Raw genomic sequence first — 12,367 nt, 5'->3', positions numbered from 1 at the left:
GCAAGAAAAAACCCGCCGGAGCGGGTATTTTCTTGCGGTGCATCAGAGCACTCAATCCGCGAAGAAATCCTTGACCTTGTCCATCCAGGATTTGGCGCGCGGATTGTGGCTGTCGCCACCGTCCTTGCAGGTGGACTCGAACTCGCGCAGAAGTTCTTTCTGACGTTCGTTGAGCTTCACCGGTGTTTCGATCACCACATGGCAGTGCAGATCGCCATGGTAGCCACTGCGCACATTCTTGATGCCCTTGCCGCGCAGGCGAAAGATCTTGCCCGTCTGCGTTTCGCTGGGGATCTTGATCGACGCAGCACCATCCAAGGTCGGAATCTTGATCTCGCCACCCAGGGCTGCAGTGACGAAGCTGATCGGCATTTCGCAATGCAGGTCGTCGCCATCGCGCTGGAAGACTGCATGATCCTTGATGTGGATCTCGACGAAGAGATCTCCCGGAGGCCCGCCATTCACGCCCGATTCGCCGAAACCAGCGTGACGCAGGCGCATGCCGGTGTCTATACCGGCAGGAATCTTCACTTCGAGCGTCTTCTGCTTCTTCACGCGGCCCGCGCCGTGGCAGTCGCCGCAGGGATCGGTGATGACGCGACCCGAGCCGTGGCACTTCGGGCAGGTCTGCTGAATCGAGAAGAAACCCTGCTGCATGCGCACCTGACCAGCGCCGCCGCAGGTGCCGCAGGTCTTGGGCTGGGTGCCGGGTTTGGCGCCGGAGCCTTTGCAGGTGCCGCACTCTTCCTGCACCGGAATGCGGATGGTTTTCTCGACCCCGCGCGCAGCCTCTTCCAGCGTGATTTCAAGGTTGTAACGCAGATCGCCGCCACGATAGACGCGCGAACCGCCACCACTGCCGCGACCACCACCGAAGATCTCGTCGAAGATGCCACCAAAGGCATCACCGAAGCCCTGAGCTCCGCCAAAGCCACCGGCTCCTGCGGACTGATCCACGCCAGCATGGCCGTAGCGGTCATAGGCCGCACGTTTCTGGTCGTCGGAGAGCATCTCGTAGGCTTCCTTGGCCTCCTTGAATTTCTCTTCCGCGCCCTTGTCATCCGGATTGCGGTCCGGATGGTGTTTCATGGCCAGTTTGCGATAGGCCTTCTTTATGTCGTCGTCCGAAGCGTCGCGGGCCACACCCAGCACTTCGTAATAATCTCTTTTTGCCATGAATCGTCCTCAAGGCAAGAGCGCAAAGAGCGCCAGCAACATATTCATGGGCTCTTTGCGCTCCTGGCGCCTCTACGGTGAAGGGAATTACTTCTTGTCGTTGACTTCAGTGAATTCCGCATCCACCACGTTGTCGTCGGCTGGCTTGGCCTCACTCTGAGCGCCACCTGCGGCAGCGCCTTCGGCAGCTTGCTGCTGGGCGTACATGGCTTCGCCAAGTTTCTGGCTGACGGTCGCCAGAGCTTGGGCCTTGGCTTCGATCTCCGCCTTGTCATTGCCCTTGATGGCTTCTTCGGCTTCCTTCAGTGCGGCCTCGATCTTTTCCTTTTCATCGGCAGCCACCTTGTCGCCGTGCTCGGTAAGAGCCTTGCGCGTGGTGTGGATCAGGGCGTCGCACTGATTGCGGGCGTCGACCAGTTCGTGCTGGCGATGATCTTCCTCGGCATGGGCAGCGGCGTCGTTCACCATCTTCTGGATTTCATCTTCCGACAAACCGGAGTTGGCCTTGATGGTGATCTTGTTTTCCTTGCCGGTTGCCTTGTCGGCGGCCTTCACGTGCAGGATGCCGTTGGCGTCGATGTCGAAGGTCACCTCGATCTGCGGCATGCCGCGCGGGGCAGGGGCAATCCCCTCCAGGTTGAATTCGCCCAGCATCTTGTTGCCGGCCGCCATTTCACGCTCACCCTGATAGACCTTGATGGTCACCGCGGGCTGGTTGTCGTCAGCCGTCGAGAAAACCTGCGAGTGCTTGGTGGGGATGGTGGTATTGCGCTTGATCATGGCGGTCATCACGCCGCCCAGGGTTTCAATACCTAGCGACAGTGGCGACACGTCCAGCAGCAGTACGTCCTTCACGTCACCCTTCAACACGCCGCCCTGGATCGCGGCACCGACGGCCACGGCCTCATCCGGGTTCACGTCCTTGCGGGCTTCCTTGCCGAAGAACTCCTTGACCTTTTCCTGCACCTTGGGCATGCGGGTCTGGCCGCCAACGAGGATCACATCGTCGATGTCGGACACCCCCAGACCAGCGTCCTTCAGCGCCTTGCGGCACGGCTCGATGGTGGCGTTGACCAGTTCCTCGACCAGCGACTCGAATTTGGCGCGGGTGATCTTCATGGTCAGGTGGGCGGGAGCACCGTTGGCCATGGTGATGTAGGGCTCGTTGATTTCGGTCTGCTGGCTGGACGACAGCTCGATCTTGGCGCGCTCGGCAGCCGCCTTGATGCGCTGCAGGGCGATGGCATCCTTGGACAGGTCGATACCGTTGATGGTCTTGAATTCAGCAACGATATAGTCGATGAGGCGCTGGTCGAAGTCTTCACCGCCCAGGAAGGTGTCGCCATTGGTGGCGAGCACTTCAAATTGCTTGTCGCCATCCACGTCAGCGATTTCGATGACGGAGATGTCGAAAGTACCGCCGCCCAAGTCGAATACGGCGATCTTCTGGTCCTTCTTGCCGACCTTGTCCAGACCGAAAGCCAGTGCAGCGGCGGTCGGTTCGTTGATGATGCGCTTCACGTCCAGACCAGCGATGCGGCCTGCATCCTTGGTGGCCTGACGCTGGCTGTCATTGAAGTAGGCCGGCACCGTGATGACGGCTTCGGTCACTTCTTCGCCAAGGTAGTCTTCGGCCGTTTTCTTCATCTTGCGCAGCACTTCAGCCGAGATCTGTGGAGGAGCCATCTTCTTGCCGCGCACTTCGACCCAGGCGTCGCCGTTATCGGCTTTGGTAATGGCAAAAGGCATCATGTTGATGTCCTTCTGCACTTCCTTTTCTTCAAAGCGGCGACCGATCAGACGCTTGACGGCGTAGAGCGTATTCTTGGCGTTGGTCACGGCCTGACGCTTGGCGGGTGCGCCGCACAGGATTTCGCCTTCTTCCATGTAGGCGACGATGGACGGGGTGGTACGTGCACCTTCCGAGTTCTCGATTACCTTGGGCTGGCCGCCTTCCATGATGGCCACGCAGCTGTTGGTGGTGCCGAGGTCAATACCGATGATCTTTGCCATGTTTAAAGCTCCTTGATTGCGTTCCGGGAAGCGCCCGGAGACGCTTCGTATTCATTTCTGATGACTAAGTGGGGACAAGCGCAGGGTTTTCAAGCTGACTGGGCTACGGCAACCAGAGCCGGACGCAGTACGCGACCTTCCAGGGCATACCCCTTCTGGAATACCTGAACGACGGTATTGGCAGGCTGCTCGGAAGGGACTGCGGAAATTGCCTGATGCTTGTGCGGGTCAAACTTTTCGCCAACCGGATTGATCTCGGCCAGACCGCTTTTCTCGAAAGCCTTGGCCAGATTCTTGAGGGTCAGATCTGCACCTTCGCGGATGGCTTCAAGGCTGGCGCCTTCGACGGCCAAGGTCTGCTCAAGGCTATCTTTGACCACCAGCAGTTCATTGGCGAACTTTTCGATGGCGAACTTTGCTGCCTTGCTGATGTCTTCCTGAGCACGGCGGCGCATGTTCTCGGTTTCGGCTTTGGCGCGCAGCCAGGCATCGTGGTGTTCGGCAGCCAGCAGTTCCGTCTGGCGCAACTGTTCTTCAAGGCTGGGCAAGGTATCTACGGTTGTGGCCTCGACGCCTTCAACAGGCTCCTGTGGGCTGTCTGGGGCATGGCTATCGGTGATGAGGCTATCCTGAGGGTGCGACATGAAGCAGGCTCCTGAATGTGTCTGCCCCGCATTTGGGGTGCCGCCTGTCCTTTTCAAGAGGCATTCTTCATTTTTTTCATGAACTTCGTCACACTGGCGCTAGAATCGGTCAGACGCCAGCGTAAATAAAAGGCAGTGAAATAAATGGCAGACGCGCCAACCCAAGTCGGCAAATACAAAATCATTCGCGAGATCGGTCGCGGCGCGACGGCTGTCGTCTATCTGGCGGAGAATCCGTATTACCCCGAGCCCGTGGCGCTCAAATACATTTCGTTCCGCGACAAAGCCAAGGATGAGGCCAAGTGGAACCGGCGCCTGCTCAAGCTGTTGCGGGCCGAAGGCTCGGTTGCCCGCAGACTGGATCATCCGCATATCATCAAGATCTACGAAGCCATCATCGAAGCCGAAGAGGCCTATGTGGTGATGGAGTATTTCCCCGGTGGTTCACTGGAGGATTACTGTAGCTACGAGAAGATCCTGCCGGTGCATCGCACCACCAGCATCATCTTCAAATGCTGCATGGCGCTGGATTACGCCTATCGCCAGGGCATCGTGCACCGTGACATCAAGCCGGCAAACATCCTCGTCAACGCCGAGGATGAGGTGAAGATCACCGACTTCGGGCTGGCACTCAACGTGAACAAGAAGAGCGCCGAGGATTCGACCTTCATCATGGGGGTGGGATCGCCTGCCTACATGTCGCCCGAGCAGATCAAGAATTATCCGCTCAACCAGAAAACCGATCTGTATTCTCTGGGCGTGGTGTTGTTTCACATGCTGACCGGGCGCTTGCCGTTCCGGGCCAAAAATCCGGCACAACTGGTCTACAAGATCATCAATGCCGACCCTCCGTCGGCCAGTACGCTGAATCCGGATGTGCCCGAGCCGATGGACATGGTGATCCGCAAGGCGCTCGAAAAGGATCTGTATTCACGCTACAAGAACGGTGCCGAATTCGCCAAGGATCTGTCTGGCATCCAGTTCAAGATCTTCGACGAAAATGACCGGATCCCTGATGGTTCGCGTTTCTCGCAGTTGCGCAAACTGCCTTTCTTTACCGAATTCGAGGATGTCGAGCTCTGGGAAATCGTGCGTTTCTCAGCCTGGCGCATGGCCGAACCGATGACCCAGATCATTCGCGAAGGCAATACCGATCAGCGCTTCGGCATCATTCTCGAAGGCGAAATCGAGTTGTCAATGAATGACAGGGTGATTTGCAACGCCGGGGTTGGAGAGTGTTTTGGCGAAACGGCGTATCTCGACAAGGTTGATCACCGGCAATCTGCAACCGTGATCAGCCGGACGTTCCTGCGCTATGTGGAGATCACTCCGGCCGCTCTGGCTCTGGCGTCCGAAGAGTGTCTCGATCACTTCCGTGAGACCCTGAGCACGGCCGTCGTGCGGCGTCTGGCGCGGGCAGAAGAGAAGCTTGCCGCGAATGGAGTAAAAGCAATCCGGGCCGCGAACATCACGGCTTCCGGGATGGAGCTGCAACTCATCGACGACTGAACAGGTGGCCTGACGGCCTGCTGAATCCAATCATGCCCAACGAAAAAGGCTTGCTGCACGGAGACGGACAGCAAGCCTTTTGCGGTTTACCAGCCCTTTTTCGGCTTTCCTGCAAAGCCGCCTTTGAACCCGGTCTTGGGCTTGTCGCCGGCTTTGAATGCGGGCTTGGGCGCTCCGTCGCGTGAGGTGGCCGGACGCTCATCGAAATTGCGGCGCGGGGCTTCATCACGCGAGAAGCTGCGTTTGGGCGGGGCATCGCCAAAGCTGCTGGCCGAAGGGCCGCTGAAACGCTTGCCGGCACCTTCGTACGGGCGACGCTCGGCACTGTCACGCGGCGGATAGGGGCGGCGCTCGTCACGACCTTCCTGTGGACGCGACGGGCGGTCCGAGAAGTCCCGGCGCGGTTCGTCCCGGTTGAAGGGGCTGCGCGGGCGCTCATCGAAACTGCGCGGTGCCGGGCGGCTATCGCCTTGCCAGGGTTTGCGTGGAGCGCTGTCACGGTAGTCCGGACGGGAATCAGGGCGGAAATCGCGCGAACCGCTGCGACCTTCGTCGTACACGCCACGCGGACGTTCTTCAAAGCTGCGCGGTGCGCGGCCGCCGCCATCACGATTCTTTTCAAATACTTCGCCTTCCGCCACCGGGCGGATGCTCAGCGGCTGCTGGCGTACACGGGTGCGCTTGAGCACGTTGAGCAGTGGCTCGGGCAGGGCCGGCAGTTCCACCGTACTGAAGTCGCCGTAAAGATCGATCTGACCGATCTGGCGTCCGTCGATGCCGCCTTCGTTGGCGATTGCGCCGACGATTTCCTTGGGGGTGACGTTGTGATTGCGGCCGACTTCGATGCGGTAGCGCTGTGGCTTGGTGTCGCCGCCAAAGTCGTATTTGGGGGCGCGTGGCTGACGGTCTTCACGGGAGGGGCGCTCGCCGCGATCAGCGTAGCTGCCACGCTCATTGCGGTCCTCGAATCGGCGCGGGGCTTCGGCTACGGCCGGTGCCGTCGCCACATCCCAGCCATGACCATGTTCCTCGACCTTCAGCGGACGATCCTTCTGCGCCATGAAGAGCAGGGCAGGGGCAATATCTTCGATGGAAAGATCATTTTCGTCGGCCAGCTGATCCAGCACCTCGGAGAAATACTGCATGTCCTCGGCTTCGATGGCATCCAGCACCTGCTGCTTGAGTTGCGAGATGCGGTGGCCTTCCACGTCCTCGCGGGTCGGCAGTGAAATCTGTTCGATGGGCTGGCGGGTGGCGCGCTCGATGGCGCGCAGCATGCCGCGCTCGCGCGGGGCAACGAAGAGAATGGCGTTGCCCTGACGACCCGCCCGGCCGGTACGTCCAATACGGTGCACGTAGGCTTCGGTGTCGTAGGGGATGTCGTAGTTGATGACGTGGGTGACACGTGGCACGTCGATGCCGCGCGCGGCAACGTCGGTGGCGACGAGGATATCCAGCGTGCCGGTTTTCAGCTGCTCGATCACGCGTTCGCGCATGCCCTGATTCATGTCGCCATTGATCGCTGCAGCGGCGTAACCACGGGCTTCGAGCTTGTCGGCAAGCTCTTCGGTGGCAATCTTGGTGCGCACGAAGATGATCGCAGCGTCGAAGCTTTCTTCGACTTCAAGAATGCGGGTCAGAGCGTCAAGCTTGTTCACGCCACGCACCTGCCAGTAGCGCTGGGTGATCGTGGCGACCGTGCTGGTCGCGGCCTTGATCTTGATCTCTTGCGGGGATTTCAGGTACTTGTGCGCCACGCGACGGATGACGTCCGGCATGGTGGCGGAGAACAGTGCCGTCTGGCGTGCTTCCGGGGTGTGCTCGAGAATCCATTCGACGTCGTCGATGAAACCCATGCGCAGCATTTCGTCGGCTTCATCCAGCACCAGCGCCTTCAGGTTCGAGAGATCCAGGCTCTTGCGCTCCAGGTGATCCATGACGCGGCCTGGCGTGCCGACGATGACCTGCGCGCCACGTGAGAGCTGACGGAGCTGCACGACCATGCTCTGCCCCCCGTAGATCGGCAGCACGGTGAAATCGCGAAGGTAGCGTGCGTATTTCTGAAAGGCCTCAGCCACCTGGATGGCCAGCTCGCGCGTGGGCGTGAGCACCAGAATCTGCGGGCGGCGATCGCCGGCTTCGAGACGCTCAAGCAGCGGCAGCGCGAAAGCGGCCGTCTTGCCGGTGCCGGTCTGGGCCTCGCCGAGGATGTCATTGCCACCCAGCAGGATCGGGATACAGGCGGCCTGGATCGGCGATGGTGTTTCGTAGCCCACATCAGACAGGGCTTGCAGCAGCGGCGCGGAAAGGTTCAGCGCGGCGAAATTTTCGACGGTGTCGGTCATGTTCTGGTACCGGAATCGGGTGCTCGAATGGCGCCCTGAGAAGGGGAATCCCTATATTGTCGTCTACTTATCGGATTATTCCGAATTGACTGAAGGTGGCGAGGCGTCAGTCCTGCGGTTTTTGAGGCTGCGAACGCGCCAGAAAGTCCATAAACCGAGCCCGCCGGTGATCAGGTAGCCAAGGGCCGGGGCAATCGCCAGTACGCGTTCGGTTGGCCAGTGAAAAGCCAGCCAGATACGCAGCGTGGCTTCAAAAGTCAGACCCAGCCCCCATACGCCGGTGATGCCACGGATGGCGCGCTGAGCAGGCGGGTTTTGCCACCATGTGTGAAAGCCTGTTGCGCCATTCTCAGCGTTCTGGCGGGTGACCGTAGCGCGGGCAAGGAAGTACACCAGCGGGCGCTTGAACAACAGAGAAATCAGGAAGACCAGCCCGATTAGGCCGGAGATCAGGGATTCGCGAACGAGCAGCAGGCGTGCGTCCCCGCCCAGTGCCATAGCCAGTGCAGAGAGAACGATGCCCGCCAGCACCAGCATGCTGAGTGCGTCGATACGCCGATGCCAGGCAAGCTCGCCAAGACTCCACAGCAGGGGCGGGATGGAGGAGATGAGCAGGGCGCCAAATTCACCGTAATGTGGTTCTGCCAGGGTGTAGCTCAGCCAGGGCAGGCACAGGTTGACGGCCAGTTCAGCGGCGATGCGCAGATGTTGTTTCTTCATACGGCCAGATTGGAAAGGTGGCGCATTTTCGCCTGTCAGCGGAGCATGGTGGGTGATCTGGATCAGCCGGCAGGCAAGAGGTTTGCAAACGGTGATGTGTGGCGCCCGGCAAGCCGCGTCGGATCTGCCTCTTCAGAGGAGATGCCTGTAGAGCCTTGGGAGCGTGCGTGTCTGGCATGCCCGCCTGAAGAAACCCGCTACATGCGGTTCTCCAGCCGGTTGTTTCAAAATTCTGCAGCAAGCTTGAATTCGCAATGTCCGCTGTCGAGAGGATGGGGGAAAGCCAGCCACTCGGCGTGCAGCAGCAGTCGTGGTGCCTTGTGCAAGGCGGCAGGCGGAGCGTAGAGCGCGTCGCCCAGAATGGGGTGGCCCAGTGCCAGCATGTGTACGCGAAGCTGATGCGAGCGGCCGGTGACAGGCTCCAGAGCCACCCGGCTGCAATCTCCTGAAGCATCGTAATGCAGGCGTTCGTAGCGGGTCTGCGAGGGCTTGCCGATCTGGTGATCAACCATCTGGCGCGGACGGTTGGGCCAGTCGGTGATCAGCGGCAGATTCACTTCGCCGCGCTCCGGCAGCAGCTGGCCGTCGACCACCGCGACGTAGCGTTTGGCGACCTTGCGTGCCTCGAACAACATGCTGAGCGCCCGCTGCGCTTGCGGGCCGCGGGCCATCACGATCAGGCCGGAGGTTTCCATGTCGAGCCGGTGGACGATCAAGGCTTCCGGAAAGTGTTGTTGCACGCGGCTTGCTAGGCAGTCTGCCTTGTCGGGGCCGCGTCCCGGTACGGACAGCAGGCCGGCAGGCTTGTTCAGCACCAGCAAGGTCTCGTCTGCATGGACGATTGGCAGGGTATCGAAAAGTGCAGGCTGGTAGGGCTGGGCGGGCGAAAGCATGGTGGCGGATTCTATCGCGGCAATAGCCGGAAACCATGCTGGAAAGCATGGGATAAATGTTGACCGGATTAGTCGGAAATCGTATTCTTGATAAAAACAATCAAGTATTACTCAGCCCCGGACTGGCTACATGCCAGAACAGCCACTACAGCAGAGATTGGAGCATCCAGATGCGCCTCACCACCAAAGGCCGTTTCGCCGTTACTGCCATGATTGATCTGGCCCTGCGTCAGGACAAGGGGCCGGTCACCCTGGCCGGGATCAGCGAACGCCAGAGCATTTCCCTTTCCTATCTGGAGCAGCTTTTCGGCAAGCTGCGCCGTCACAATCTGGTCTCCAGCGTACGTGGGCCGGGCGGTGGTTACTGTCTGGCGCAATCGCTGGGACAGATTTCCGTGGCGGACATCATTGTGGCCGTAGATGAGCCGCTGGACACCACCCAGTGTGGCGGAACCGAGGATTGTCAGGGACAGCCGCACAAGCGCTGCATGACTCACGATCTGTGGAGCAACCTGAACCGTCGCATGTTCGAGTACCTCGAATCCGTGAATCTGGAAACGCTGGTGGCGGATATCCGCGCCAAGTCGAATCCGCACGAAGTCGTGGTGCTGTGCGACGAGTTTCGTCGCTCGACCAGCAAGACCGAGGCGGAAGCCGCTGCCTGACCGGGGCTGACCATGTTCGCGCCGACCTATCTCGACCATAACGCCACCACGCCGCTCGATGAGCGTGTGCTGGAGGTGATGCTGCCGTTCCTGCGGGAGCGTTGTGGCAATCCGTCGAGCCGGCATGAATATGGTCGTGCCACCCGTGATGCGGTGGAACGTGCACGCCAGCAGGTCGCCTCAGCCGTGAATGCGCACCCGACGGAGGTGATCTTCACCAGCGGCGGGTCGGAAGCCAACAACTTGTTCCTGAAAGGGGCAGCGAGCAGCCTGAAGCCGGGCGTGCTGGCTATCGGAGCGAGCGAGCACCCTTGCGTGCATCAGCCGGCGCTGCAATTGCGTGCGCAAGGCTGGAAACTCCTGGAGTTGCCGCTTGATGCCGACGGCGTGGTGGCAGACCGGCGTGATCTGATTGCTCAGGAACGCCCTGCGCTGGTCTCCGTGATGCTGGCGAACAATGAAACCGGTGCAATCAACGATATTGTGACTTTGGCCAAAGTCGCTCGGGCCGCGGGCGCTTACATTCACAGCGATGCGGTGCAGGCTCTGGGTAAGATTCCTGTGGATTTCCGGGCTTTGGGCGTGCACGCACTGAGCCTGTCGTCGCACAAAATCTATGGTCCGCTGGGGGCCGGGGCCTTGGTGCTGGACAAGCGCGTCGAGCTGCAGCCCTTGATCGCCGGCGGCGGTCAGGAGCGAGGTTTGCGCTCCGGCACCGAAAATGTGGCCGCCATCGTCGGTTTTGGAAAAGCCTGTGAGTTGCTGATGGCCGAGTACGCGCAGCGCGCAGAGTCCATGCAGCGTCTGCGTGAATTGCTGGAAAAAGGTTTGGCTCATCTTGGCGCCCGGATTTTTGCCGCCAATGCGCCGCGTCTGCCGAACACCAGCTTTTTCGCGTTTGGCGGAATTGATGGTGAGACGCTCGTTGGCAAGCTGGATCGGGCGGGTTTTGCGGTGGCCAGCGGAGCGGCTTGTTCGTCGGCCCATCCGGAACCCTCGCGCACCTTGCTGGCCATGAGCGAAAATCCCGAAATTGCGCGCGGAGCGGTGCGCATAAGCGTCGGACGCACGACGCAAACACAGGATGTCGAGAAATTTTTGCTGGCTTTGCGCCAGACCGTGAGTGAATTGAAACAGCTGACCGCGATGGCGGTCTGACTAACAAAAGCAGTCCCCCTGGAGCCTTACATGAAGTTTCCTATCTACCTCGATTATTCCGCGACCACCCCGGTTGATCCGCGCGTGGCCGAGAAGATGATTCCCTGGCTGACCGAACATTTCGGCAATCCGGCCAGCCGTTCCCATGCTTACGGCTGGGACGCTGATGCGGCCGTTGAAGAAGCCCGCGAGCAGGTCGCTGCGCTGGTCGGCGCCGATGCCAAGGATATTGTGTGGACCAGCGGGGCGACCGAGTCGAACAATCTCGCCATCAAGGGAGCCGCCCAGTTCTACAAAGGCAAGGGCAAGCACCTGATTACCGTGAAGACGGAGCACAAGGCGGTGCTCGACACCATGCGTGAGCTGGAGCGCCAGGGTTTTGAAGTGACTTATCTGGATGTGCAGGAAAATGGCCTGCTGGATCTGGATGTGTTCAAGGCGGCCTTGCGTCCCGATACCATCCTCGTTTCGGTGATGTTCGTGAATAACGAGATCGGTGTGGTTCAGCCCATCGCCGAACTGGGCGAAATCTGCCGCGAGCACGGGATCATTTTCCATGTGGATGCGGCACAGGCAACCGGCAAGGTCGACATCGACCTGGCTGTGCTCAAGGTCGATCTGATGTCCTTCTCGGCCCACAAAACCTATGGCCCCAAGGGGATCGGCGCCCTGTACGTGCGTCGCAAGCCGCGCGTGCGCATCGAGGCACAGATGCATGGCGGTGGCCACGAGCGCGGCATGCGTTCCGGCACCTTGGCCACGCATCAGATCGTCGGCATGGGCGAAGCCTTCCGCATTGCCCGCGAAGAAATGGCTGAAGAGAACAAACGTATCGGCGCTCTGCGCGATCGTTTGCTCAAAGGGCTTTCAGATATCCCGGAGACTGTTGTCAACGGCGACATCACGCACCGCGTACCCCACAACCTGAATATCAGCTTCAACTATGTCGAAGGCGAATCCCTGATCATGGCGGTGAAGGATATCGCTGTTTCCAGTGGTTCTGCCTGCACCTCCGCGTCGCTGGAGCCTTCCTACGTGCTGCGGGCGCTGGGACGCTCCGACGAACTGGCACACAGTTCGATCCGGTTCACGATCGGGCGTTTCACGACTGCAGAAGAAATCGATTTCACCATCGACTTGCTGCACAAGAAGATCGGCAAGCTGCGCGAACTTTCGCCGCTGTGGGAAATGGTGCAGGAAGGCGTTGATCTGAATACCGTGCAGTGGGCTGCACACTGAATCTG

The 12,367-nt window shown here is 60.0% G+C and carries 10 protein-coding genes; 4 read left to right on the top strand and 6 right to left on the bottom strand.

Features of this window, described 5'->3' with window-relative positions; all coding sequences use genetic code 11:
- Positions 1-51: 51 nt before the first annotated feature.
- From dnaJ to grpE, 3 genes are all read right to left on the bottom strand, one after another.
- Positions 52-1,176 carry a molecular chaperone DnaJ gene (gene dnaJ / locus Q9Q94_RS08365; protein WP_305979605.1) on the bottom strand — a complete coding sequence of 375 codons (1,125 nt, stop codon included), beginning with the start codon at positions 1,174-1,176 and terminating at the stop codon, positions 52-54.
- Positions 1,177-1,263: 87 nt separating this feature from the next.
- Positions 1,264-3,189 (bottom strand): molecular chaperone DnaK, encoded by a 1,926-nt coding sequence (gene dnaK / locus Q9Q94_RS08360; RefSeq protein WP_305979604.1) that lies wholly within the window; start codon positions 3,187-3,189, stop codon positions 1,264-1,266.
- Positions 3,190-3,278: 89 nt separating this feature from the next.
- Positions 3,279-3,833 carry a nucleotide exchange factor GrpE gene (gene grpE / locus Q9Q94_RS08355; protein WP_305979603.1) on the bottom strand — a complete coding sequence of 185 codons (555 nt, stop codon included), beginning with the start codon at positions 3,831-3,833 and terminating at the stop codon, positions 3,279-3,281.
- 144 nt (positions 3,834-3,977) lie between these two features.
- On the opposite strand from grpE, the gene Q9Q94_RS08350 reads away from it, so the two are divergent.
- Positions 3,978-5,342, top strand: coding sequence for a serine/threonine-protein kinase (locus Q9Q94_RS08350; RefSeq protein WP_305979602.1), 1,365 nt, complete (start codon positions 3,978-3,980; stop codon positions 5,340-5,342).
- A gap of 86 nt (positions 5,343-5,428) precedes the next feature.
- On the opposite strand, the gene Q9Q94_RS08345 is transcribed toward Q9Q94_RS08350, so the two are convergent.
- The 3 genes from Q9Q94_RS08345 to Q9Q94_RS08335 form a co-directional block, all read right to left on the bottom strand.
- Complete coding sequence (locus tag Q9Q94_RS08345) at positions 5,429-7,687, bottom strand: DEAD/DEAH box helicase (protein WP_305979601.1); 2,259 nt, start codon at positions 7,685-7,687, stop codon at positions 5,429-5,431.
- 75 nt (positions 7,688-7,762) lie between these two features.
- Positions 7,763-8,407 (bottom strand): VC0807 family protein, encoded by a 645-nt coding sequence (locus tag Q9Q94_RS08340; protein WP_305979600.1) that lies wholly within the window; start codon positions 8,405-8,407, stop codon positions 7,763-7,765.
- Positions 8,408-8,631: 224 nt separating this feature from the next.
- Positions 8,632-9,300, bottom strand: coding sequence for a pseudouridine synthase (locus Q9Q94_RS08335; protein WP_305979599.1), 669 nt, complete (start codon positions 9,298-9,300; stop codon positions 8,632-8,634).
- A gap of 170 nt (positions 9,301-9,470) precedes the next feature.
- Between Q9Q94_RS08335 and Q9Q94_RS08330 the strand changes: the two genes are divergently transcribed.
- The 3 genes from Q9Q94_RS08330 to Q9Q94_RS08320 are packed head-to-tail and all read left to right on the top strand — an operon-like array spanning position 9,471 to position 12,362.
- Positions 9,471-9,965, top strand: a complete 495-nt coding sequence (locus tag Q9Q94_RS08330; protein ID WP_305979598.1) for an Rrf2 family transcriptional regulator — start codon at positions 9,471-9,473, stop codon at positions 9,963-9,965.
- A gap of 12 nt (positions 9,966-9,977) precedes the next feature.
- A complete protein-coding gene (locus tag Q9Q94_RS08325) occupies positions 9,978-11,123 on the top strand; it encodes a cysteine desulfurase family protein (protein ID WP_305979597.1) in 1,146 nt (381 codons plus the stop codon).
- A 30-nt stretch (positions 11,124-11,153) separates the two neighbouring features.
- Entirely contained in the window at positions 11,154-12,362 is a 1,209-nt protein-coding gene (locus tag Q9Q94_RS08320; RefSeq protein WP_305979596.1) for an IscS subfamily cysteine desulfurase, read from the top strand.
- Positions 12,363-12,367 lie beyond the last annotated feature (5 nt).

The sequence above is a fragment of the Uliginosibacterium sp. 31-16 genome (assembly GCF_030730865.1).
Lineage (GTDB): Bacteria > Pseudomonadota > Gammaproteobacteria > Burkholderiales > Rhodocyclaceae > Uliginosibacterium.
This window is presented reverse-complemented; position numbering and strand designations above follow the sequence as displayed.